This is a genomic window from Brachyspira murdochii DSM 12563 (assembly GCF_000092845.1).
Classification (GTDB): Bacteria; Spirochaetota; Brachyspiria; order Brachyspirales; family Brachyspiraceae; genus Brachyspira; species Brachyspira murdochii.
This window is the reverse complement of the sequence record NC_014150.1, coordinates 580,624-606,176: the sequence shown is the minus strand read 5'-3', so window position 1 is coordinate 606,176 and position 25,553 is coordinate 580,624. Positions and strand designations below refer to the sequence as shown.

The window sequence follows — 25,553 nt, the reverse complement described above, 5'->3', positions numbered from 1 at the left end:
TTTTTATATCCCAAATATTTTTGTATGCTATTCCATTCTTACTCTATGAAGACCTCTTAAATAGTAAGTAATGTCTTGTATATTTTTATCTATCATTTGTTTGTATTCATCAGGTATATTCTGATCTCTTATAAGTTTGAACATTTCAAGACCTTCCTGCAGATTGCCGAATAAACTTATCCTTGCAGCATTTCTTAATATTCTTTTATATTTAGAATAGTATGTATTTTCTGGCATATTATCAAAACCATAAGTAATTACAAGTTTCTTCTCATAATCATCTATATCATCTAAAAGCTTCATTCTCATAGTAGGAGTTTCGCTTGCAGGTTTAAGCTGAGTTTCTGGTTTTGCTAATTTAGCACTTTCTTTAGGGGCTTCTACTTTTACTGTGATATTAGGCTGCTGGGCTGGTGTTTGAGGTGCTTGTGCTGCATCTTGAGGAGCTGCAACTATAGTCTGTCCCCCTGAAGGAGGAGTATATCCTTCATTAATTTCTACACGGCTATTTTCTATTTTGTCTATAATAGTAAAAGGTCTTTTGCTTAAATTTTCGTCTTTACTACTGTCAGAATCTTCAAGTCTGTTTTCAACTAGATTTTCTAATTCTTCAGATGCTTTATTTAATCTCTCTTCACCTTCAGACATTATAGGCTCTGAACTTTCTTTTTCAATCTCTACTCTTTCTTTTTCTTTCTGCTCTCTGTAATCGTCCATAGCAGCACATAATAAAGTAGCCAATTTTGTTATGCCTTCTTCTGTTTTGGCATCCATATTAGAAAGCAAATTTCCGTTTTCTTCATTATGCTCTTCATCATCAGCAAGATAGCTTTTTTTCATTGTTGAAGCTATATCTTTTGCAGAGCTTTTTATATCGCCTCTTATCTCTTTTAATTTTTCTTCTTCTTTTTTTAGAAGTTCTCTTTTTTTATCTAATGCTTTTGATTCTTTTTCTATTTGTTTTAATATTTTTAAGTTTTCTTTATATTGTTCTTTATCTTCTTTTGATAATTTATTAGTGTTTTTTTTAGCATTTTTTAATTCTGATACTGCTTCTTTTAATTTTGCTTTTAATTCTTTTTTCTCCTGTTCGGATTCAATCAACTGTTCTCTTAGGGCTTTTATTTCTTTTAATGTTTCTTTATCAGTTTTGGCAGTTTTTGAGGCAGTTTCAGTTTTTGATTTTATAGCTTCTTTTGCTTTTTGTTTTAATTCTTCATTTTTTAATTCTATTTTTCTTTTTTCTTCTTCTAGCTTTTGATTAGTTTTTTCTAATTTTTCTAATCTTTTTTGAAGTTTATTAATTTCAGCATTGCTGCTTTGAGTTTTAGCAGGTATAGATTTTTTTGATTCTAAATCTTCTATAATTTTTTTATATTTATTTTCTATTTTCTTTTTTTGTATATCTACAACTTTCTTGTATTTTTGATTAAGTTCTGCTATTTTTTCTTCTGACTCTTTAAGTTTTAATTTTAATTCTTCAGACAATTCTTTGTATGAAATTCTGCCTGATACTTTTTCTTCTGATACTGCTTTCTTTACTGGTTTTGAACTTTTCGTAGTTTTTGATACTGCGGAAGTTTTTTTAGCTGTATTTTTTTTGGTATCTGTTTTTTTTACTGCCATATAAAGTACCTGCCATTATATTTTAATCCTTATTAGTATTAACGGAAAAAATTAAAATTTAATAAAGAAAAATATTTCTATTATAGAATATATATTAAATTTTAATACTTTTAAACACTTGAAAAATATTTCATAAATGATATAATTATCTGAAATAATTTTTCAATTAGTAAATTAATAAAATTTTAAGGAAATATATATATGAATGCTTTGCTTACTTTAGGAATAGTTGTTTATTCTATAATCTGCGTATTATTAATATTAATAATTATTATACAAGGCGGTAAAGCAGAAGGGTTATTTTCAAGTGCCCAGGCCAATGTTTTGGGAAGCCAAAGAGGAAATGCCTTAACTAAAGCTACAACTTTTCTTTCTACTATATTTATAGTGGGTGCCCTTCTTATATCTGTTGCTATAAGCACTCAGAAAACTGCTTTTGAAAGTGTAACTGATACAAACCCAGCAACTACTACAAATCAGCAGCAAAATGCTCCTTTGTCTGCTCCTACTAATACTGAAACTTTACCTAATAATACTGCTTCTTCTAATCAGTAAATTATATTTAATTAAAATATATTGGTAAAATTACAATATTATCTTGTAGTACTAATTTCATTTTTTATTATATAGTTGCAATATAGTATGAAATTTGTACACTTATATAAATTTAAATTTTCTATTAAATCGGTTTAAAATAATATATTAATTTTTTTGATTAAAAAAAAATTGCATGCTATTAATATAGCATGCAGCTTTTATTTATTAAATATTTATCTGTTTACTAAATACGCTCCTATTTGAAAACCTATATCAAATGCTGCTATTGATTCTTTGTCTATAGATATGTCTTTTAAAAGACCGTTTCTATTTATATTGATAGGGAAATCATAATTAGCATACACTCCCAAAGACATCATGAATTTTCCTTTTGTTTTTATTAAAAAGTCAAGAGAAACCTTAACATAAGGTATATAAAAAGTTTCAAATGAATCTTTTATATCACCAAAATCTAAGGAGTATTTGTTGTAGCTGTATGCGTCTCCTTCTTTAGAATATTTTAAAGATAATGGAATTTTTATACCTCCTCCAACACCTATAGAAACAAAACTTATATTAAGTCTTGGAAATAATCCGAATGATATACTGTTAAAATCATAATTTTCTAAAAGTCTTCCGCCGTTTACAGTATATTTTAATTCATATTTATCTTTATTGTATCCTATATCAAGCAGCAATGCTGAAGACAAAAAATCGTCATATCCCCAAAATACTCCGGGCTGAAATGAAAAAGATGTTTCAAAATCTCTAAAGTCAGCCGTAAATATTTTGCTCCTGTCAGTTGTAGCACTGCTTGCCCCAAAACGTCCTACAAAACCTGCAACAAAATCGGCAGCGTAAATATTGTTTAGTGGTAGTAAAAATATAATACCAAACAAACAAGCTATTAATTTTTTCATAAAAACCTCCTTAATAATAGTCTCTATCTAAACTTAAATTAAATAAATAACCAAATTGAACTCCTATATCAAAAGCACTTATCGAGTCCTTATTTATTATTGTATCTTCTATATAGTTGTTATATTGAAAATAAAGCGGAAAATCATAATTTGCATATATGCCTACTAATAAATAATTAAATATAGTAAAGTCAAGAGATACTTTCACATATGGTATTACAGCCCTTTCAAATATATCGTTTAAATCTCCGAATCTAAATCTATAACGTCTGTATTTATTATATGATTCTAATTTATAAGTAGCATAAACAGGTATTTTAACTCCGCCTCCAGCCCCTAATGATATGAAACTGAAATTAAATCTTCCATATCCTCCAATTAAAAAACTTTCAAATTGATAATTTTCTGTGGCTCTTTTACCTTCTATTGTATATTTAAAATCATAAGCATCATGACAGTATCCTAAATCTAAAAGTAGTGATAAAGACATAGATGATGATAAATCTTTATTAATACCTATTGAAAAAGAAAGCCCGCTGTCAAAATCTCTGAAACTTGACGGAAATATTTTTGATGAATTAGTATTTGCACCGCTTATACCAAATTGGCTTACAAGACCGATTGCTAAATTAAGAGCATTTAAATTGTAGGTAAATGCTAATAGTATGAAAAAACTTGCAAAAAGCAGACTTTTTTTCAAAATATAAACCCCCATTTATAATTTGTACCTATATATAGTATACTATAAAAAATATATAAAGTCAATTAAATAAAATTATAATAAAAAATATAACGTATATATAATTATATGTAAATATGAAATTTCTGTACTTTTTTATAATTGCAGCTATTATATTATGTATGTAATTAACAATTATTATAATATTAAAAATTATAACGAATATATCTGAAAATACTGATACATAATTTTTCAGGCAAAATACAGAAAATATTATACCAACAGCATTGGATATTATATATATAATCTGAGTAATTAATTTATATTCTTTATCTATCCTAAATAAAAACATGTTTATTATAGATAATGCTTGGAATATGATACAGGCGTATAATAAAATATTATGATTATTAGATAAGTTATAAATTATAATCAATATAGAAGCAGCACTTATAAATGAAGATAAAGTCCTAGAAATATTTATTGATAATTTTGTATTAGGCATTTTATTATATATTATAAAAGAGAAATATATTACTAAAGTTGTAATTATGGTAAATATAGAAAGAAGTATTTTGAGATTTTTTAAGTTATTTTTTAATAAATATTTTATAAGTATTTTTATATCTATTTTGTCATTAAAATAGAGTAAAGTAAATACAGTTCCTATTATTAGTAATATAATAAAAAATATAAGAAAACTCCATATAATAATCTCTGCTATCATAGTGTAGAAATCGTATAAATTATTAAGTTTTTTTATATTGTATTTTATATATGACAATGCAGATATGAAAAGCATAATAAAGTTTGCTGCAATTATATGAACTATCAGATTTATAATGGATTTTATATTCTCTAAAGGATTTAATAATACTTCGTATTGTAAATTGTATAAATAAATAGCTGTTAAAAATATAAGCACAAATGATATTAATATAGATTTAACACTAATGGGGTTTAGTACAAAAAGAAATGTAAATATAAAAAAAGTTAATGGAATTAAAAAAGAGAAAAATATTTTTATGTAAAATATAAAATTCTCACTTAAAACAGTTTCTAGTAATGCTAAATTGGTATCAGAGTTAATTTTTGGAATATTGATGCTAAATATGGGAATAATATATATAGAAGATATTAATAGTATAAAGCTAATGCCTATAACTATATTAAAGTTTTTTATTATATTTTTATAAGCATTAGTATTTATATTATTTTTATCAATGTTTTCCACTTTATTAAAGCCTTATAGATTATTTTTGTATTATTTTTTATTTTTCTATATAATAAAAATTATCATTAGGTATTTTTCCGCCTATTGATTTTTTATCAAAATTAAACAAAAAATTATAATAGCTATTTAAAGCGAATTTCATTTTCTCTCCGTCATAAAAAACTAACCCCATTCTATTTAAACCATAATATGCAGCTTCAGCATTTATTATCATGTTTCTTTCTTTAAGAAGATTTTTAATTTCTTCTTTACTATTTATAATATAATCAGTAGATTTTTTATATTCGTCTAATATTTCTTTTACAAGCATTTTATTATGATTTATAAAATAATTTTTTGCTATAAGCACAGCTACAGGGTAATTATCAATATATTTTGACATTTCAACAACTATATGCACATCTTTATTTTCAAGCATTGCTGATGATAAAAAAGGTTCTGGAAGTATGGCTATATCTACATTTTTTGAGGCTACTGCTTTTGATAAATCGGGATTGCTTAAAGAATAATTAATATTAACATTTGGAATTTTCTCTTTTGAAATTAAATACTGAAGCATTAAATCTGGAGCAGCTAATTTAGTACCGCAGTATACAGTACTATTTTTTATATCATTTATAGTTTGTATTTTATTATTTGCAGATACTATAAAAAGTTTTGTTTCTGATATTACAGCTATAACTTTATAATCTAATTGTCTGTTAAAAATTATGGCAGCCATATTAGCAGGTATTGCCGCTATATCAGCCTCTCCTTTAACTATCAATGAAAGCATATTGTTTGGAGCATTTACAGTATTTATAGTTATTTTATTATATTCCTTCATCATTTTTAAACCGCCTATTGATGTAGGTCCGTTAAGAAGATACATCTTTTGAGAGTAAAGGCTGTTTATAAAAACAAAAAGTATTATTAATATTAATTTTAAATTTTTCATCTTATTTTCCTATATTTATTATGTAATTTATAAATACAATTTTTTTGATACTATATAATCATAAACTTTATCTGTTACAAAATATCTAAATCCCTTTTTTTCTTTTATTCTATTTCTGATGAGGCTTGAAGATATATCTATACGCGGAGCCATTATTACTTTAATGTTGTATTTATCAATGTGTTCTTTATATAGGTTTTTATCGTCTTCTCGGTTTACAACAGTTATGTCAGATATTTCAGCAATTTTTTGAGGTTCTCTCCATTTATCAAAATCTCTTACAAGATCAGCACCTATTATAAGACCAATCTTTCTTTCAATATCATAATTTTTATATAGATAATTCAATGTATTTATAGTATATGAAATTCCTTCATTGTTAAGTTCATATTCATCTAATAAAAATCTTTCATCATTTTCTATAGAAAGTTTAAGCATATTAAGCCTGTCATCATTTGATACTTTTCCGCTTATATTTTTATGCGGAGGAGTCTTTGCTGGTATAAAAATTACTTTATCATAATTGCAGTTGGTCATAACAGTATCAGCAAGTATTAAATGTCCAATATGCGGAGGGTCAAAACTTCCTCCTAAAATAGCAATTTTCATATATAAAACTCCTCTTTATTATTTTATTATATTTTAATAATGATAATTTGCAATTGTTTCAAAACTAATTTTTTTATTAATTGCGGGTACTAGACACATTACTCTGTTAATTTGTAACAGCCCGCTTCTTTTGCAACTGTAGAATGTCTGCGACCAAAGGAAGTACCATTATGTATGGTATTGGCACATACTAAGTAAGTCTCGCCCTGTGAAAAAAAATATATATTTATATACTAAATAAAAAAATATACTACATATAAAATATTGTTTTTAGAATTGATAAGTTATGAAATATTAAAAAACTTAAGTATATTTTATATTATAAATGTTTTTTTGCTTTTCATAATTAAGAGTTTACTTATATATTACAAAATCTGTATATTATTTATTTAAATAAATATATTGTGAAAAAACAATAAAATAAAATTATTTATGTATAATAAAAAATATAATTTTATTATTTGTTCTGATAAAGTTTCTCTAAATAGTATTTTTTGTGTTGTTTTTATTTTTATTTATGGTATTAAAGTACTATTATTAACAGTAATTTTATTTTATTGAACCATAAAGTAAATTTAATGATAAAATAAATAAAAAAAAAATTGACATAAAACAAAAAATGTTATATCATAGGAAAGCTTGGAGGTAGATGAGGCCCGGTGGTCTCCGCGCTCTTCAAAAGCGTTGGACGCTATAGCAGCGTTGGCAGGTTCAACTCCTGCCTCTTCCGATAAATAGGCGATTATAAAAAGTTATAGTATGATTAAATTACTACTACTAATTAAAAATAGTCTCTTATCTTAAAATGTATATTATTTTTTTATATTAAAAGAGAGGGACTAATAATGAACAATAAATTCAACTTGGTACAAACCAATACCGTGTTAGAACATGAATCTATAAAACCTTATCATGATACTCTTTCACGTCCTATTATAGCAGATATTATAAGAGATACTTTAGAGAAACTAAGGATAGAATTAAAGAATAATCCTAATTTTTCACCATCTAAAGATGAAATAATAAAGCTCTGTGAGAAAAAAATAAAACAGAAATCAAATCTCCCAATAAAAAGAGTAATTAATGCTACAGGTACAATTATGCATACTAATTTGGGACGTTCTCCTATAGATGCAGAAGTTTGGGATAAAGTTAAGACATTAAATATATGCAGCAATAATCTTGAATATAACATTAATAATGAAGGCAGGGGAATAAGAGGCGAGTTTTTGTATTCGCTTTTATCAAAATTAACTGGTGCTGAAGATGCTTTGGTGGTTAATAATAATGCAGCAGCTGTATTTTTAATATTAAAGACTTTGGCTGAGGGTAAAGAGGTTATAGTTTCAAGAGGCGAGCAGGTTCAGATAGGCGGAGGCTTTAGAATACCGGATATATTAAGAGAGGCAGGAGCCAAACTTGTAGAAATAGGCACAACTAATATAGTAACTCTAAAAGACTATGAAGAAGCTATTACAGAAAATACTGCTATGATACTTAAAGTACATGCATCAAATTTCAAAATAAGAGGGTTTGTTAAACACCCATCATTTAAAAAGATAAGAGACGCTATACCAAATAATATACCATTAGTTTATGATGAAGGTGCTGGAATATTTGATGAAAGTATGAGCGAAGAAGAGCATATAAAATCTGCTTTAAAAAGCGGTGTAGATTTGGTATGTTTTTCCGGGGATAAAATGTTTTCGAGTGTGCAGGCAGGTATTATAGTAGGAAAGAAAGAATATATAGAGAGAATATACAAACACCCTTTGATGAGAGCTTTCAGATGCGGAAAAACAGTTCTTTCTATATTAGAAAAAAGTGTTATAAAAAGACTTAATAGTCAAGGTCAGTTCAAAGGATATTGCGAAACTTTATTAGCAATTAAACCAGAAATCATAAAACAAAAAGCTTTAAAAATAATAGAAAATATTGAAGGCTTTGAAGTTATTGAAGAATTAGTTGAGACAGGAGGCGGAGCTATGGCTGATACTTTTTATCAGTCTTATGCAATCAGTTTTAAGCCTAAGGATATAAAAGCCGTTATTAAGTTTATGCATAATTTGGATATACCTATAATACCGAAAGTTAAGAAAGATTCAGTGCTTATATATGTAATAACTATAAATGATGAAGATATAGAATATATAAAAGAGGTTTTAATAAAAATAAAGAATGGTAATTTTTTAGCAGTGTAATATTGAATATAAAAATATTGTAAGAATTATCACTAGCAATAGATAATTATTATTAAATATTGTGGGCGTATAGTAAATTTATTTATCAGACAGTAAATAGCTAACAATTTTTATTAGAAGCAATAGTAAAATGAGCCGAGCCAGCAAATAAGTTTATTTGTGGTTGTATGTTTAGGTGAACATAGTAATAAATAAGTGGGATGTTATTTATTCACTATTTTTGAAGCGGTCAAGTAGGACCCTTACGGGTGATATAGCAATGAACAAGTGAGCCGAAGCCAGCAAATAAATTTATTTATTTGCTATTTATAGGCGTAGGCGACCAAGTAGGCACCCTTACGGGTTGCATAGCAATAATAGGAGTTTCATAGTATGAATAGAATTATAGGGACAGCAGGGCATGTTGACCATGGTAAATCAGAATTAATTAAAGCACTTACAGGTATAGCGATGATGCGTTTGCCTGAAGAGAAAAAAAGAGAGATGACTATTGATTTGGGCTTTGGTTTTTTCAAGCCTAATGATGATATTACTATTGGGGTAATAGATGTTCCGGGACATGAAAGATTTATAAGAAACATGGTTGCCGGAATGTGGAGCTTGGATTTGGTTATGCTGGTTGTTTGTGCTAGCGAAGGCTGGATGAATATGACAGAAGAACATGCTAAAGTGGCATTGTCTCTTGGTATAAGAAATGTTATATGTGTAATGAACAAAATTGATTTGGTTAATGAAGATAAATTAAAAGAAAGCGAAGAGGATATTAAAAAGAATTTGTACAGAATATTTAATAAGGATATAGAGATAGTAAAAGTTTCTGCTTTAAATGGCACTAATATAGATTTATTAAAAGAAAGAGTTACAGATATATTAATTAGTGAAAAATATGAAGAAGATATAAAAAGGCATATTTATGTTGATAGAGTTTTTTCTATAAAAGGTGCTGGTCTTACCATTACAGGAAGTATTAGGGGAGGCAGTATAAAAAGAGATGATACTTTGATACATTATCCTAGCAGGAAAGAAGTAGCCATAAGAAATATTCAGTCATATCATGAAGATAGAGAAATAGTGTATTCTGCATCGCGTATAGCTATAAATTTAAAAAATATAAAAAAAGAAGAGATTAGAAGAGGGCATCTTTTATGCGACAAAACTGAAACAGTATTTTTGACAGATGAGATAATATTAGAGCTTCTTCATAATAGTGATGTTGAATATTTAAAAAAAATAAAAAATGCTGAGTTTGCTATAGGTACAGAATGTGCGGTAGCTCAGATAATACCTATGTATAAGAGGGCTGTTTATAATGATTCTGATAAAAAGATAAAAACTGATGTTGATATTAGAGAAATAGATGATAGGTTTATAAGATTAAAATTTGATGAGCCTATAGCAGTGTTTTGGAAGGAAAGAGGCATATTGATAAGTCATGGCGGAAGCAATATAATAGGTACAGGCGATGTATTTTGGGGAAGCAAAACAACACCTCATATTAGAAAAAGTATAATGGATAATGCCCATGACTTTTTGGGCAAAGTAAAAAGAGATAAATATACTGATTTGGTTATGTCAGTAAACGGTTATTCTATTGCAGGCGGAAATATCCCAGAGTATGCGGTAAGTATATCTAATTATTTTGTGAAAAAAGATTATTTAAACAATCTTCTTGAAGAGACAAAAAAATTAATAGCTTCTAAAAAAGATGGATTTGCCTTTGAAGATATAAGAAATCATCTTAATATAGATAATGCCTTTACAAAACCTTTTATAGATTATTTAGTTCAAAATAAAATTATAATGCCTTTTAATAATATATATAAAAAATATACTCAAAGTGTTGATTTAACTAATTCGCAGAAATTATTATTAGAGAGATTAAAAAAAGAAGATTTAAACGGATTAGATGAGAAGGCTATAAAGGTATTTCCTAATGGAATGAAAGACATAAAAGTATTATCCGCTTCTAAGCAGGCTATGTATCTTGAAGATGGGATATATTATCATATAGATGTATACAGCAGAGTAAAAAATTTAATAATGAAAAATGCTAAGCCTAAAGATATTATAACAATAGCTTTTGTTAAAGAAAAAACAGGTCTTTCAAGAAAATATGTAATACCTCTTTTAAATGCTTTGGAAAGAGAAAAACTTCTAAAGCGTCAGGGTAATGACAGGGTGGTAATTTAAATAGTTTTTATAATTATCAAAAAATCAAATGAGATTATACTTGATATTATATTTTTTTATAGTAAAATATGGTTAAGTTTTTTAACAGATGTCGATATTTTAACGAATAATATAAAAAAATTTGGAGATAACAATGAAAAAATTCATTTCTATTGCATTGGCATTGCTTTTTTCTTTGCCTTTATTCTCTCAAAACAGTATAACATTTCCAGAATATATAGAAGATTTGCAAGAGAAATCTCCTAGAAAATCTATAGAATGGTTTAAGAAAAATGGTTATTCTTATGAATACGGAGTTAATAGATACGTTTTTGATTTTTATAGAGGAGTAAGCAGATATTTATCATTTGTAAAGTTTAAGGCAGCTAGAACAGAAGTTAATAGAGCAGCAAGCGATTTCAGACAGGCTTTAGAGCTTCCTAATGATCCTGTTTATTCTTATAATGACAGAGCATTTTTGTATATAGGAGGCATACTTACTATTTTGCCGGGCGATAAAGAACTTCCTGCAAGAATATTCAAATATTATGCTGATAACTGTAAAACTTCAAATCCTAATTATGCTACGGCTATATATTGGAGTATGTATTTAAGCTATATTACTCCTATGGTATACAGCAGCTATTATGAAACATTAAATATACTTTCAAGAAATCCGGAAAATACAATATATGATTATTTTACTGGCGACAATAAAAGTATTTCTGAAATGATGAAGAATTTAAAATCTCCTGAAAATATGACGCAAAGAGTTTATGAATGGACTACTTCAAATATGGACATATATACTCTTATTAAAAACTCTATTCCTATACTTCCAGAAGAAGAAGGATTGTCTGCATTTACTTCAGAGAAATTTGCTGTTTTTGAAAGATATTCTCCTGCTAAAGAAATTGAAGATATAGAAAAAGAAATAGAAGAAAAAGATGAAGAAGATTTACCGCAAGAGACAATAGCACCTGAAGAAAAAGAAGAATTAGATGAACTTCAGAATATAGCAAAAAAAGAAAAAACACCTGAAAATGCTTCAAATAGAAGAATACCGGCTATAGAAGAAGAGATACTTGATGAGATAGTAATAGAAGATCCTGAAGTTGTAGAGTATAAAACTAATGTATTAAGAGGAACTAATACTGCAGGAAAAATAGAGGTTATACCGTCTGAAGAAGCAGAAATACTTCTTGAAGATGATAATATTACTAATTCTTATGATGGAAAAATATTATATCCATTAACTATTTTAATAGATAAAAATCCTAATAATGGAAATATAGGCGTGGATATAGAAGATTATTCATTTAATACTGATATTTCTACTAATTTCGTTATAGAAGTTTCAGAAGGCATATATGATGCTTATATATCTTTTGGAGATAAATTGTATACTAATAGTGTAAAAGTTGAAAAAGACAAATATAATTTATTTTCTATAATAATAGAAGATCATTATACTAATGAAAATACTAATATTTCAGAAGAAAATAAAGAGAATGCCGAGGAAACTTTAACAAATAGTAATGAAGTTAGCGAAACATTGGAAGAAGAAAATGTAAAAGAAAATACGGAAGATGTTTCTTTAACTGTAGGAAAAGAAAATACACCTGCTAATAAATATGACGGCAATGCAGAAAATACTAGAAATATAATAAGAGAAGTATTGTCAAGACCAGCAAAAGTGGCTACAGAGTGGTTTAATACCAACCCTTATAATGAATATATGGGAATATCTGTAGAAGAATACACTTACTATAGAGGCGTTGCTTATTATTCAAGATTTTTAAATGAGGGCAGAAGATCAGCAGAGTTTGCAGCTCAGGCAAAATCTGACTTAACATTTGCATACAATAAAAAGGATAATTCTAATCTCTTAATGAGAACAAGACTTTATTTGGGTGCTGTTAATTTATTTGCCTACAATGATTTATATGAAGCGGACAAAATGTTTGCTGAAGTAGGTTCTTCTCTTAGTGAAGATCATAGATATTACCCAACAGTTATTTATTGGAGGGCTAGAATAGGTGTTATTGATGAAACTCAGAGAAATAATTTTATAAATATACTTGCTTCAAAACCTAAAGATACTCAAATACTTGATTATTCTTCTACTATGTTTAAAGATTTATCAGTTATGCCTTCTTATGAAGATAAAATAACAGGTATAAGAGCAGTAAAAAGTTCAAAACCTTTATATGAACCTCCTAAAAATATTTCTAAAGCTGGAAGCAGTAAAACACAAGAGATTTTAAATTAATACTAGGATAAATAGAGATGTTAGATATAAAAAAACCAAGAGGAACTAATGATTTTTTCTATGATTCTTCCAAAAGATTGGAGTTTATAGAAAGTAAGATAAAAGATATAGTAAAACTTTACGGATACGGCAGAATAAGAACTCCTTTATTTGAATATACAGATCTTTTTACAAGAGGAATAGGTGAGGGCACTGATATTGTAGGAAAAGAGATGTTTACTTTTGAAGATAGGGGAGGACGTTCCCTAACTTTAAGACCTGAAGGCACAGCATCTGTAGCAAGAGCATATGTAGAAAACTCTATGCAAAATGAGTTTGCTATAAATAAATTATTTTATTTAGGTACTATGTACAGAGCAGAACGTCCGCAGAAAGGAAGATACAGAGAGTTTAATCAATTTGGTGTAGAATGTATAGGAGGAACTTCTCCTTTAATAGATGCTGAAATAATTCTTCTTAATATAAATGTATTAAAAGAGTTTGGAATTGATAATGTAAATCTTTTAATAAATACAGTAGGCTGTTCTAAATGCAAACCATCTTATAATAATGCTCTTAAAGAAGCTATAGGAAGCAGAAAAGATGAGCTTTGCGAAACCTGCCAAAAAAGATATGAAGGAAATATTTTAAGAATATTAGACTGCAAAAATGAGAAATGCAAAGAAACTATAAAAGATATACCAAAATTTTATGATTATGTATGCGATGAGTGTAAAGAGCATTTTGATAAATTATGCGATGAGCTTACTAGAATAGGTCAGAACTTTACAGTTGATCATATGCTTGTACGAGGACTTGATTATTATACAAAAACTGCTTTTGAGGTACAGACTAATGCATTAGGAGCTCAAAGTGCTATACTTGGCGGCGGAAGATATGATAATTTGATTGGTCTTTTTAATAATGGTAAAGATGTTCCTGCTGTAGGAAGTGCTATGGGTATTGAGAGGCTTTTGCTTGTACTTGAAAGTCAGAATAATATTATTACTGATAGGCTTGATGTTTTCATTGTTGCTTTTAAAGAAACTGAAAATAATGTTTTGAAAGTTATGCAGACATTAAGAGCTAATAATATAAGCTGTGATTATGATTTTGCTTGTAAGTCTGTAAAAAGTCAGTTTAAATCTGCAAATAAAAGAAATGCAAAATATGCTTTAGTTCTTGGAGAAGATGAGCTGAAAAGAGAAATGTGTAAATTAAAAAATATGGACACTGGCGAAGAGAAAGAAGTATCATTAAATGATATACATTCCAATATTAAATGATATTAAAAACTTATTACATAAAGATTAATCATCTGTTTTAATCTGAGAATAATAATTTATATAGAGAATAGTTATGAAAAAATTACTTATTATATTAATAATATTAGCTGCTATAGTATCAGCCTCATCTGTGGCATTTATACAATACATGATTAGCCCAGTAGGCGGTGATAGTGAGAAAGTATATTTTGAAATAAAGCAGGGAGAAGGTGCTTCTACAATAGCTAAAAAATTAGAGCTTCAGGGACTTATAAGAAATTCAAAAATATTTGTTGCTTTTGCTAAATATCTAAAATACGACAGAAAACTTTTAAGCGGATATTATCAGGTAGATAGAAGTATGAGTATGATAGATATTATGAAGCATCTTAACAGCGGTAAGCAGGCTATGGTGAGGCTTACTATTGCTGAAGGAAAAAATATTTATGAGATAGGTGCTTATCTTGAGGCTCAAGGATTTACTACAAAAAAAGAGTTTTTAGAAGTATGCCATGACAAAGAAATACTGCAAAAATACAATATTCCTTCCGACAGTGTTGAGGGATATATATTTCCTTCTACATACTATATAGTTAAAGGCAATCCTACAAAAGTATTAGTTACATATATGATAGATTCATTATTTAAACAGTTCCCAGATTTGGAAGACAGAGCCAAAAAAATAGGACGCAGTGTTCATGAAGTGCTTACTATGGCTTCTATAGTAGAAAAGGAAATGGGACCTTTAGATGATCCTAAACTTATATCTTCAGTATACTATAACAGATTAAATATTGATAAAAGACTTGAAGCAGATCCTACAACAATATATGCTATGACTTTGGTAAAAGGCGATTATATAGAAAAACCAAATCTTAAATATGCTGATCTTCGTATGGAGCATCCTTATAATACATATAAAAATACTGGACTTCCTCCGGGTCCTATATGTTCTGCTGGGGCTAAAGCTATAGAGGCTGCTTTAAATCCTGCGGATACGGATTATATTTTCTTTGTCGCTGACGGTACTGGTAAACATGCTTTTTCTGTTACTTATGAAGAGCATGTTGAAAATATTAACAGATATATTTTTAAGAGATAAGTTTATGATTAAAATATAGTATTGATTTAGAAGAGATAAAAAATATGCTAGGTAATTTTTTTCCAGAAATGGTCAAAGGTGTTGTTGATATAGAAAAAAAATATTTAGCATTAGATGCTGAACTTCATAGTGATTTAGAGGCTTTATTAATAGAAAATGGATCTTCTCAAAGAGATTTATGGGGAATTAATATATATCCAGAATTAGAAGATTTTATAGAATTTGATTCGCTTATCAATATACGCCCTATATATAATAATAAAACAAGATATGTTGAAGATGAGAATATTAGAAATGATATAATAAATATTATTAATAATATTGTAAAAAGATAGGGTGATGTTATGGGATATGTACACAAAGATTTAGCTAATGGCAGATGGAAAACTTTTACTTTAGCACAGCAGATGGGCAATATTGGAAGTGAAGTATACAGAGCAATATCTTTTAAAAAGAAAAATAATGTAGAGTATTCTAAAAATGCAGCTTACAGAGCATTAGAATTAATTGATTTAACTATAGAAGCACAATATAAAAAGCATAGTATTAAAGAGTTTACAAGGCTTAGAGAAGTTATATGCGATTACCTTCTTGGAGATAATGAATTTCATACAGATGAAAGTATTATGAAATATTTTGACAGTTTTGCTTATATGGCTAATAAAGATAAATAATAATCATTTTCCTCGGCATACTCTGTTTGAAACTTCATCAAAACCTTCTTCTATAGTAAGCCCCCAATCAGTTTTTATTTTATACCATTCACGCACATATTCGCATTGATATTCTTCATTGGGAGGCAGCCATTCAACTGGAGATTTATCACCTTTAGATCGGTTTGCTTCTTTTGATACGGCTATTAAATGATTTTCATTTTTCATATAATTATAATATTCATTTTTCTTTTCTTTGCTCCAATTACTTGCACCGCTTTCATAGGCATTTTTTAAAGGTACTAAATGATCTATGTCCAAATCTCTAGCATTGGTAAAATATTTTCCTGTAAACTTATCGTACCATTTCCCTGATATTACTTTATTATTTGATATTAGAGGATTTATTAGCGATTCTCTTGCAAGTACTTCATGTCTTGTATTAAGTCCGTCTCTATCCTCATCAATCCAATCTCCCCAATCATCTCTATTATATCTTGTTACAGTTTGTTTTTGAGATTTTTCTGTATTTGTTTTATTATAATAGTAGTAGATAGATGCAATTATGATAGCGAGTATTATTAATATTGGTGATGATTTTTTCTTTCTTCTTGCCATATATTTTTCCTAATTAAAATGGTTTAAAATATTATAACTATTTTTATTTAATTTTAATTATATTATATATATTAAAAAGAATAAGTCAATATTTTATTATAATACTATAAGATCAGTAGGGGTATTGTTCATAGAAACTCCGCCTTCTTTTGTAACTATTACCATATTTTCTATTCTAACCCCACCCAAATTAGGAACATATATACCGGGTTCAATAGTAACAATAGAGCCTCCGTCAAGTATATGGTCAACTAATGGTGAAAGTCTAGGAGATTCATGTATTTCAAGACCAACACTATGACCAAGTCCATGTCCGAAATATTGTCCGTATCCATTACTTTTTATAATTTCTCTTGCTGCTTTATCAACTTCTTTACCTAATACTCCAGAGTGTACAGCTTCTATTGCTTTGAGATGTGCTGTTCTTACTATATTGTATATTTTGCTCATCTCTTCAAAATGCTCTCCCTTACCAAAGAAAAATGTTCTAGTGATATCGCTTTTGTATCCGTCTTTTGACAGACCAAAATCCATAAGTATATTGTCGCCTAATTTTAATTTTCTATCTGAAGGTACCCCATGAGGAAGAGAAGTTCTATCTCCAAAAAGCAAAATAGTATCAAATGCAGTTTTATCTCCGCCTTCCTTACGCATTTGATATTCAAGTTCAGCTGCAAGTTCATTTTCTGTTACCCCTTCTTTTACAAAAGCAAGCATTTTAGTCATGGCTTTTTCAGCTCTATTTAAATTGTCTTTTATTATTTTAATTTCTGCTTTTTCCTTTACCTGTCTTATGACATCAGCATCTATTTTGCTTATTCCTATTTTTATAGAACTATTAACCATTGCCGAAACTATAGCTTCATATTCAGCAAGATAAAGTCCGCTTTTAGCAGCATACACTTCTTTTATATTATTTTCTTTGCAGAACTCTGCTAAAGCATCAGCATATGTAGTTGCTACAAGTATAACAGTAGTTTTATGTGTAACTTTTGTAGCATGTTCAGAGTATCTTGAATCTACAAATAAATATTTTTTTCCGCCGCTAATAAGAAGCCAGCCTGCAGTGCCTTTAAATCCTGTTAGATAAAATATATTTTCATTTTTGGTTATGAGCAAATTTTCTTTTGTCAGTTTTAATAATCTGTTTAACCTAGAATCATAATCAAATTTTTTGTTTTCACCGCTTTCATTTAAAGTCAATTTACACATTTTCAAACTCCGTTTATATTAATTATTTCTTTTTTGTATAGACAGCAAATGAGCCAAAGCTAATATATAACTATTATCTCCAAAACCCGTAATTACTCCTAATGCTATATCAGACAAATAACTTTTAGCTCTATAATTTTCAGCTGCATAAATATTTCGCATACTTACTTCTACAAAAGGTATATTCGTAGCAAGAAATGCATCTCTTATTGCTATAGAAGTATTGGCATATGCTCCTGCATTTATAATAATGTAGTCCGTACTTTCGTCATAAGCCCTATGTATTCTGTCTATTATAGCTCCTTCATGGTTTGACTGAAAGAATGATACTTTAGCACTGCCTAATGCTGCTTCTTTAATTTTTTTTTCAATATTTCCCAGTGTTGTGTTTCCAAAAATTTCAGTTTGTGCTGCACCAAGCATATTTGTATTAGGACCGTTGATAACTAATATATTCATATAAGCCTTTTTATAAAGAATTTTGATTTCTATTAATAATATACCTATTACAAAAAAAATCAAATATCATAATTGTGTTATGTTAATTTGTTATAAATAATTATGATAGTTTTTGATTATAATATTAATGTATTTAATTTTGTTTATAATTATGCATAAAAAAATTATATACAAATAATATATTAGGTATATAATAGTTCTCAATTTTTAAATGAATGATGAGGAATTATTATGAATATTAATAGATTAAAAAGAGTTATCAACTCTATGAAAGAAAAAAATATTTATCAGTTTGTTATAACAGACAGAATGTCAATATATTATTTAACTAATATCAATATACATTCTGGCGAGAGATTTTTAGGTCTTTATATTAATCAGGATAATGAGGTTCATCTTATCAATAATCAGCTTTTTCCATTAAATAATAATGATATAGATATTTTATATTATTCTGATGCTGAAAGTGCTGTAAAGAAATTATCAAAGTTTGTTCGTAAAGATAAAAATATAGGAATAGATAAGGTAATGACATCCAATTTTTTGCTTGAGATGATGGAGCTTAATATCGCAGAAAGTTATTTAAATGCATCAAGCTGTATAGATTATGTGAGAATGCAGAAGGACGAAGAAGAGATAAAAAAGATGATTAAAGCCTCTGAGATTAATGATAAAAGTATGAATGATATTATTAATTTTATTAAATCAGGTATTAAAGAAATTGACGTTTTAGAGGAATTAAAACTTATATATAAGAGAAATGGGGCAGATGATGCAGGTTTTTCATTTGAGCCTATTATAGCTTTTGGAGCTAATGCAGCAAATCCGCATTATTCTACTGGAGATACCATTATAGGTGATAATGGCTGTTTGGTTATAGATATGGGCTGTATATATGACGGATATTGTTCTGATATGACAAGGACTATATTTTTTGGAGAGCCTAATGAAGAAGCTAAAAAAATATATAATATAGTAAAAACTGCAAATGAAATGGCTATTGATAAAGTAAAAGAAGGATTAAAATTTTCAGATATAGATAATGAAGCACGTTCGTATATAACAGAAAAAGGATACGGAGAATATTTTACTCACAGAACTGGTCATTGTATAGGTATGGACGTTCATGAATACGGAGATGTAAGCTCCATTCATCATGCTAATCTTAAAGAAGGTATGATATTCTCTATAGAGCCGGGTATTTATTGCAAGGATGAAAATATAGGTGTTAGAATAGAGGATTTGATACTTGTAACTAAAGACGGACATAGAAGTTTAAATAGTTTTACTAAAGAAATGATTATAAAATAATATTAATACAATAATATATTAATTTTTATTGTATATGATTTTCATTTTATTACTATAAAATTAACATAATAAAAAATGATATTTGACTTTAATTAAAATTTACATTATTATTAGTATCTGTATTATAATATTTTTTATTTATAAAAGGGTTAATCATTATGGAAAAATACACTGTAGAAGAATCTATAGAATTAATTACACGCGGTATAAGCGAAGTTATAGGACTTGAAGAAATAAAAGAAAAATTAAAAAGCGGAAAACAATTAACAGTAAAAGCAGGTTTTGATCCTACAGCACCGGATATACATTTAGGGCATACTGTACTTTTGAGAAAGATGAGACATTTTCAGTTATTGGGTCATAAAGTAGTATTTTTAATAGGGGATTTTACTGGAAGAATAGGAGATCCCTCAGGGAAAACTAAAACCAGACCTAGACTTACTTTAGAAGATGTATTAAAAAATGCTGAAACTTATAAACAGCAGGTTTTTAAGATTTTAGACCCGGAAAAAACTATAGTAGAGTTTAATTCTAAATGGCTTGAAAAAATGAGTTTTGCTGATGTATTAGGATTAACCTCAAGATATACAGTAGCTCAGATGATAGAAAGAGATGATTTTTCTAAGAGATATAAAAATGGTCAGCCTATAAGTATTATGGAGTTTTTGTATCCTTTAGCTCAAGGATATGACTCTGTTGCTTTGGAATGCGATGTTGAGCTTGGAGGAAATGATCAGAAATTTAATTTGCTTGTAGGAAGAACTTTGATGAAAGAGTACGGATTATCTCCTCAGGCTGTTATAACAGTTCCTTTATTAGAAGGACTTGACGGTGTAGAGAAGATGAGTAAATCTCTTGGTAATTATATTGGTATATATGACAGTGCTAAAGATATGTATGGAAAGGCTATGAGTATACCAGATAATTTGATTTCTAAATATATGGAGCTTCTTACTGATATACCTATAGAAGATATAAAAAATTATACTAAATCTATGGAAAATGGAGAGAACCCTAGAAATATTAAAGGAATATTGGCAAAAGAGATAGTAAAAATATATCATGGTGAAGAAGAAGCTAATAATGCTGAAGAGGAGTTTAAAAGGATATTTAGCTCAAAGGGGCTTCCTGATGAAATTGATGAAGTTTCAATTAATAAAGATGATAATATTTTAAATATATTGTCTGTTTGTATGCCTTCTGAGAGTAAATCAAATTTGAAAAGACTTGTTTCTCAGGGAAGCGTTAGTTTGGATAATGAAAAAATTAATGATATAAATACTTTAATTTCTAAAGAGGGCATTTTAAAAGTAGGAAAACGCAATTTCTTTAAAATTAAATTTTCTTAAACAAAAGCTGTAACTTTAGAGGATATAATGCGGATTTTACTTTTGCTTTTATTTACATTTATATTTAATGTATGTTTGTATGCCCAAGATACTAATAATCAAGATACTGCAAATAATGTAAATAACAATAATGTGGGCGAAAGTGCAATAATGCAGATAAATAAATTTGATGCTAAAAAAAATCCTATATCCTTTATAAATTTAGTAAACTTTACACCATATTATGTACTTCAGGAATATGCCAGAGTTAATAATATAGAGATCTATCCTTATGATACAGAATCTACTTTAAGAGCTAGAATTATAGAAAGACAGGTTAATATAAAACAGGAAGTTATAAGAGATAAAGATCAGATAAGGGAAGTAGCAAGAAATACTATAAACAGAGGAGGTGCTCAGGTAGAGCTTATAGGAGCAGACTTTGCTGAACGTTATGAGATAGAAGAGGCTGATGAGGAGCTTATATCTCTATACGGAAATGTTACTATGAGAATGTATAATAACACATTGACTGCAGATAAGGTTGTATATAGTTTGAAAACCGGAGAGGTATTCGCTGCTGGAAACTTAAAGGTAGAGTCTGGAGAAACTACTCTTAACGGCGAGTGGTTTATGCTCAACAGAGAGAATAAAAAAGGTGTTCTGTTTGGAGGCGGTACTAAATTTATGAGCTTTACTGTTGATGGACGTATAATAAAATTTAATGATCAGGATTTCTTTGCTGAAAACAGCAGTGTAAGCTTTTCACGTCTTACTCCAGTAGCCCATGACTTTTTAACAAGCAGGGTTTATCTTTGGGATAGCAAGAAGATGATGGTTTTTAATAGTGTTTATAGAGTGGGCAGGCAGCCTGTATTTTATTTTCCTCTATTTCTGCAGAACTACATGGGTACTGGCATAATATCTTCTTTCGGGGAATCTTTGAGAGAAGGTGTTTATATTCAAAATTATAAGATATTTGATTTATACGGGGTTCAGCATAAAATAAGATTTGATGCTTATCAAAAATTGGGTTTTCTTATAGGAGATGAAATAAGATATACTAGTCAGTATCAGGATTTGTCATTAGATGCTATGTTTGCATTAGGAAGACAGTATTATTTACTTGATTCTTATATTACTTCTAGTATAGGTTATGGTACTAGATATGTTAACTATTTTGCTTCAGGCGAAGGCGGTAAATTTGTACCCAGATATAAATTTCAGTATGATCATACTATTCAGTTATACAGCAGCCAAAATATTAATAGTTATATTACAGGAAAACTTAATTTAAACAGCGATTTGTATTTTAAATCTGACTTTTATAATCAAAGAGGACAATTTGATATATTAACATTTTTTACATCCGTTACAGGTGATTTGCAGGATATAGGAGACAGCTATCCGGAATATTATACAGAAAACTCAGTGTATGTTAATAATAACATTTATGGTGTTAATTTAAAAGTTGGTGCCGAATGGGATTTGCAGGCTGTAAGAAATATTTCAGTAGATGTCAATACAAATTTTGACTACTATATGCCTAAACCTTATAAACTTATTTTGCCTTCAGTTGAGGCTAGTTATAGTTCTGTTTTCGGAGATGAAACTTCATATTATTTTCCCGGTCTTAATCTCAATTATAGTTTGAGAGGCAGTTATAATCATACTATTGACTATAAAACTTCTGAAGGTATTGCTTTTTATAATAATCCTATGCTGGACGAACAGCTTAATGATAAACTTGCTGAAAGAAATAATTTAAATTTATACGGTTCTTTATCAAGAAATTTTACTAATGATTTTATTAGATTTGTTCCTAGTTTTAATATGGAGTATTCATATCAAAATAGTATTGATCCTACAGCAGAAGATTTAATTTATGATAAAGATAATACTTATTTTGGATTAGGTACTGGAATGAATTTTTCTATGTTTTTGCCGTATAGTATTTTACCATATAATTTTACGCACTATTTTGAACCTACAGTAAGATGGGATACTACTTATTCATTAAATTATAGATTTAAAGAAAAATATATAGATACTGATGCTATTGGTTCTCAGGTAGGTGAATTTGATAATCATAATTTTACTACAAAGTTTACACTAGGTGGTACTGGGTATAGCTTATTTTTTATACCAGACTTAAACCTTAATTTGGAATCTTCTATAAGAACTGGTTATGATTTTATCCCTACATACAACTCTGAAACTAGAACTTATCAGGTAGAGTTTTCTACTAACAAAATGCTTACCACTGAAGTTGGGGCTTCTGCAAGACTTTTGTATAATCAGTCTTACATATCATATGATATATCAAGAAATTTATTAGGTACTAATTTAACAGTTAATCGTATTAATTCTTATTTTCATTTTCCTATACCTCTAGGAAAGATAACAGACTGGATATTAATAAAAAATAATAAAAAACCTTTTTTTGACGGTATTATTAATGATTTCAATTTATATTTTGGATTTGCATTTACTCATGATTTTATTAATTACAGATACAATACAGCAGCATTTACTTTTGGTATAGAACTTCAAATTTTGGATCAGTGGAGATTTAGAATAGCCACTACTAGTGCTAATGAAAAAGCATACAGATATATAAAGTCATATGCAGAAAAAGAAAATGAAACTTGGGTTAATCCTTTTTGGGATATTATTAATTCATTTAATTTTTCAGATTCTCAAAAGCGTACAGAGAGTTTATTTAAATTAAAGTCGATAGAAGCAAGCATTTGGCATGAATTAGATGGCTGGCAGATTCTTGCTACATTTGCAGTAAGACCTTCAACGCTTCCTTCAGACATTACATCAGGATCTGTAAAAGGGATTTATTGGGATAAAGAGTTTTGGATTGAGTTTACTCTTACTGACTTTCCTAATGTCGGGCTTCCTAGAAAAGAATATAATCTTAACAGTACAATTACAGATTTACAGGATAGTGCAGCTGCTCAGTAGTATATTTTTCTTTTATTATTAAAAATTGTTTTATAATTGAGAGTTATTATTATGAAAAATATTTTAATTATTTTATTTGTTTTTAGTATATTTATTTATGGACAAGATATTGATAATATTAAAGATTATGAAGTTTTAAACACTATAGAATATGATAATCTTTATGATGCTATTGATAATAATGATTTGGAATATATAAAAACAATTATAAGTAATAATGCCGATATTAATACAAGACTTCCTGATAATTATGAGGATAATTTGGGAGGGGCTACTCCTTTGCTGTATTCTATATATAAAAATAACAGATATATAACAGAATTTTTAATAGAAAATGGTGCAGATTTGTGTGTAAAAGATTTTAAAACTTGGAATAGTATAATGTATGCAGCAGCTTTTTCAGATTTGTACACATTGTCACTCTTGGCAGAAAAGGACAGTACTTTACTTGATACAAAAACTGAGTTTAATGTTACTCCGCTTCATGCTGCAAGCGGTTATAATAATCTTGAAGCTATAATGTATTTATGCACCAATTCTAATATAGATATTAATGCAAGAGATATTGACGGCTGGACTCCACTTTATTATGCAGCTCATTCTAAAAGCATAGAGGCATATAATTTGCTTATAATACTTGGTGCTGACAGTACTATTGCTGATAATAATAATATTCTTCCAGAAACTGTTTTAACTAGAACAATAGAAGAAGAAAATAATGAGCTTAGAGATATTGATATTGAGTTATTTAAAGCTATAGAAATTGATGATTATAGAACAATTAGAACTCTTATAAACAGAGGTGCAAATATTAATGCTAAAGACGGATATGGTTTAAGTGCTTTGCATTTGGCTATAAAAAATAATAGTATAGATTCTGTGAATACTCTTATTGCAAATAGAAATATTAATTTGGAATCTAAACTTCCAGAGGGTTATTTTACTCATTTGGGTGATAATTCAAATGATGCTGTATATATAGGTAAAGCTACCCCGCTTATTTATGCTATATTTAAAAGTAACGGCAGCAGTAAAATAGTAAATGCTCTCATAAGAAAGGGTGCCGATGTTAATGCTGTAGATGAGGAGGGCTGGAGTACTTTTTTATATGCCGCTGCCTTTGGAAACACTTCTATATTAAGGAGTATCGTTTCTAAAAATAAAAATCTTGTTAATAGCAGAACAAAAAATAATGTTACAGCACTTCATATGGCTGTAGTTTATGATAATTTGGAGAATATTAATTATTTGGTAAGCCGTCTGAAAGTGGACATTAATGCTAAAGATGATGACGGCTGGACTGCTCTTTATTATGCTGCTGCAAACAATAAAAAAGATGCTTATAATCTTCTATTAAGATTAGGTGCTGATAAAAACATAGCAAATAATGAGGGATTAAAGCCTGCTGATGTTTTACAGTAAATTATCAATTTTGTTATATTGCATTAATTAATTATTATTATATAATT

The 25,553-nt window shown here is 28.2% G+C and carries 21 protein-coding genes and 1 tRNA gene; 13 read left to right on the top strand and 9 right to left on the bottom strand.

Features of this window, described 5'->3' with window-relative positions:
• Window positions 1-27: 27 nt before the first annotated feature.
• Window positions 28-1,626 (bottom strand): coiled-coil domain-containing protein, encoded by a 1,599-nt coding sequence (locus BMUR_RS02510; RefSeq protein WP_013113024.1) that lies wholly within the window; start codon window positions 1,624-1,626, stop codon window positions 28-30.
• Between the two features lie 201 nt (window positions 1,627-1,827).
• Here BMUR_RS02510 and secG point away from each other — a divergent pair, with 201 nt between their 5' ends.
• Window positions 1,828-2,181, top strand: a complete 354-nt coding sequence (gene secG / locus BMUR_RS02505; protein WP_013113023.1) for a preprotein translocase subunit SecG — start codon at window positions 1,828-1,830, stop codon at window positions 2,179-2,181.
• Window positions 2,182-2,396: 215 nt separating this feature from the next.
• On the opposite strand, the gene BMUR_RS02500 is transcribed toward secG, so the two are convergent.
• The 5 genes from BMUR_RS02500 to nadD all read right to left on the bottom strand — a co-directional run bounded on the left by BMUR_RS02500 (window position 2,397) and on the right by nadD (window position 6,542).
• Window positions 2,397-3,083 (bottom strand): hypothetical protein, encoded by a 687-nt coding sequence (locus tag BMUR_RS02500; RefSeq protein ID WP_013113022.1) that lies wholly within the window; start codon window positions 3,081-3,083, stop codon window positions 2,397-2,399.
• A gap of 10 nt (window positions 3,084-3,093) precedes the next feature.
• Entirely contained in the window at window positions 3,094-3,783 is a 690-nt protein-coding gene (locus tag BMUR_RS02495; protein WP_148218318.1) for a hypothetical protein, read from the bottom strand.
• Between the two features lie 61 nt (window positions 3,784-3,844).
• Window positions 3,845-4,996 carry a hypothetical protein gene (locus tag BMUR_RS02490; RefSeq protein ID WP_013113020.1) on the bottom strand — a complete coding sequence of 384 codons (1,152 nt, stop codon included), beginning with the start codon at window positions 4,994-4,996 and terminating at the stop codon, window positions 3,845-3,847.
• A gap of 37 nt (window positions 4,997-5,033) precedes the next feature.
• Window positions 5,034-5,933, bottom strand: a complete 900-nt coding sequence (locus tag BMUR_RS02485; protein ID WP_013113019.1) for an ABC transporter substrate-binding protein — start codon at window positions 5,931-5,933, stop codon at window positions 5,034-5,036.
• Window positions 5,934-5,960: 27 nt separating this feature from the next.
• A complete protein-coding gene (gene nadD / locus BMUR_RS02480; protein ID WP_013113018.1) occupies window positions 5,961-6,542 on the bottom strand; it encodes a nicotinate (nicotinamide) nucleotide adenylyltransferase in 582 nt (193 codons plus the stop codon).
• A gap of 641 nt (window positions 6,543-7,183) precedes the next feature.
• On the opposite strand from nadD, the gene BMUR_RS14575 reads away from it, so the two are divergent.
• The 8 genes from BMUR_RS14575 (at window position 7,184) to BMUR_RS02445 (ending at window position 16,204) form a co-directional block, all read left to right on the top strand.
• Window positions 7,184-7,273 (top strand) — tRNA-Sec (locus BMUR_RS14575).
• Between the two features lie 114 nt (window positions 7,274-7,387).
• Window positions 7,388-8,743, top strand: a complete 1,356-nt coding sequence (selA, locus tag BMUR_RS02475) for an L-seryl-tRNA(Sec) selenium transferase (protein ID WP_013113017.1) — start codon at window positions 7,388-7,390, stop codon at window positions 8,741-8,743.
• 372 nt (window positions 8,744-9,115) lie between these two features.
• Window positions 9,116-10,933, top strand: coding sequence for a selenocysteine-specific translation elongation factor (gene selB, locus BMUR_RS02470; RefSeq protein WP_013113016.1), 1,818 nt, complete (start codon window positions 9,116-9,118; stop codon window positions 10,931-10,933).
• Between the two features lie 133 nt (window positions 10,934-11,066).
• Window positions 11,067-13,184 carry a hypothetical protein gene (locus BMUR_RS02465; protein ID WP_013113015.1) on the top strand — a complete coding sequence of 706 codons (2,118 nt, stop codon included), beginning with the start codon at window positions 11,067-11,069 and terminating at the stop codon, window positions 13,182-13,184.
• Window positions 13,185-13,201: 17 nt separating this feature from the next.
• Window positions 13,202-14,449, top strand: a complete 1,248-nt coding sequence (gene hisS / locus BMUR_RS02460; RefSeq protein ID WP_013113014.1) for a histidine--tRNA ligase — start codon at window positions 13,202-13,204, stop codon at window positions 14,447-14,449.
• A 73-nt stretch (window positions 14,450-14,522) separates the two neighbouring features.
• Complete coding sequence (mltG, locus tag BMUR_RS02455) at window positions 14,523-15,530, top strand: endolytic transglycosylase MltG (RefSeq protein ID WP_013113013.1); 1,008 nt, start codon at window positions 14,523-14,525, stop codon at window positions 15,528-15,530.
• A 44-nt stretch (window positions 15,531-15,574) separates the two neighbouring features.
• Window positions 15,575-15,865, top strand: a complete 291-nt coding sequence (locus BMUR_RS02450) for a DUF5674 family protein (RefSeq protein WP_013113012.1) — start codon at window positions 15,575-15,577, stop codon at window positions 15,863-15,865.
• 9 nt (window positions 15,866-15,874) lie between these two features.
• Window positions 15,875-16,204: a hypothetical protein gene (locus BMUR_RS02445; protein ID WP_013113011.1), complete on the top strand. Its 330-nt coding sequence runs from the start codon at window positions 15,875-15,877 to the stop codon at window positions 16,202-16,204.
• 3 nt (window positions 16,205-16,207) lie between these two features.
• On the opposite strand, the gene BMUR_RS02440 is transcribed toward BMUR_RS02445, so the two are convergent.
• The 3 genes from BMUR_RS02440 to BMUR_RS02430 all read right to left on the bottom strand — a co-directional run bounded on the left by BMUR_RS02440 (window position 16,208) and on the right by BMUR_RS02430 (window position 18,472).
• Complete coding sequence (locus tag BMUR_RS02440; RefSeq protein WP_013113010.1) at window positions 16,208-16,801, bottom strand: HNH endonuclease family protein; 594 nt, start codon at window positions 16,799-16,801, stop codon at window positions 16,208-16,210.
• Between the two features lie 96 nt (window positions 16,802-16,897).
• Window positions 16,898-18,013 (bottom strand): M24 family metallopeptidase, encoded by a 1,116-nt coding sequence (locus BMUR_RS02435; RefSeq protein ID WP_013113009.1) that lies wholly within the window; start codon window positions 18,011-18,013, stop codon window positions 16,898-16,900.
• Window positions 18,014-18,031: 18 nt separating this feature from the next.
• The gene (locus BMUR_RS02430) at window positions 18,032-18,472 is read right to left on the bottom strand and encodes a type II 3-dehydroquinate dehydratase (protein WP_013113008.1); all 441 of its coding nucleotides are present in this window, start codon (window positions 18,470-18,472) and stop codon (window positions 18,032-18,034) included.
• A 231-nt stretch (window positions 18,473-18,703) separates the two neighbouring features.
• On the opposite strand from BMUR_RS02430, the gene BMUR_RS02425 reads away from it, so the two are divergent.
• From BMUR_RS02425 to BMUR_RS02410, 4 genes are all read left to right on the top strand, one after another.
• The gene (locus BMUR_RS02425; protein WP_013113007.1) at window positions 18,704-19,783 is read left to right on the top strand and encodes a M24 family metallopeptidase; all 1,080 of its coding nucleotides are present in this window, start codon (window positions 18,704-18,706) and stop codon (window positions 19,781-19,783) included.
• A gap of 158 nt (window positions 19,784-19,941) precedes the next feature.
• Window positions 19,942-21,132: a tyrosine--tRNA ligase gene (gene tyrS / locus BMUR_RS02420; protein ID WP_013113006.1), complete on the top strand. Its 1,191-nt coding sequence runs from the start codon at window positions 19,942-19,944 to the stop codon at window positions 21,130-21,132.
• Between the two features lie 27 nt (window positions 21,133-21,159).
• Window positions 21,160-24,084, top strand: a complete 2,925-nt coding sequence (locus BMUR_RS02415; protein ID WP_013113005.1) for an LPS-assembly protein LptD — start codon at window positions 21,160-21,162, stop codon at window positions 24,082-24,084.
• A gap of 51 nt (window positions 24,085-24,135) precedes the next feature.
• Window positions 24,136-25,506, top strand: a complete 1,371-nt coding sequence (locus BMUR_RS02410; protein WP_013113004.1) for an ankyrin repeat domain-containing protein — start codon at window positions 24,136-24,138, stop codon at window positions 25,504-25,506.
• The last annotated feature ends 47 nt before the right edge of the window (window positions 25,507-25,553 follow it).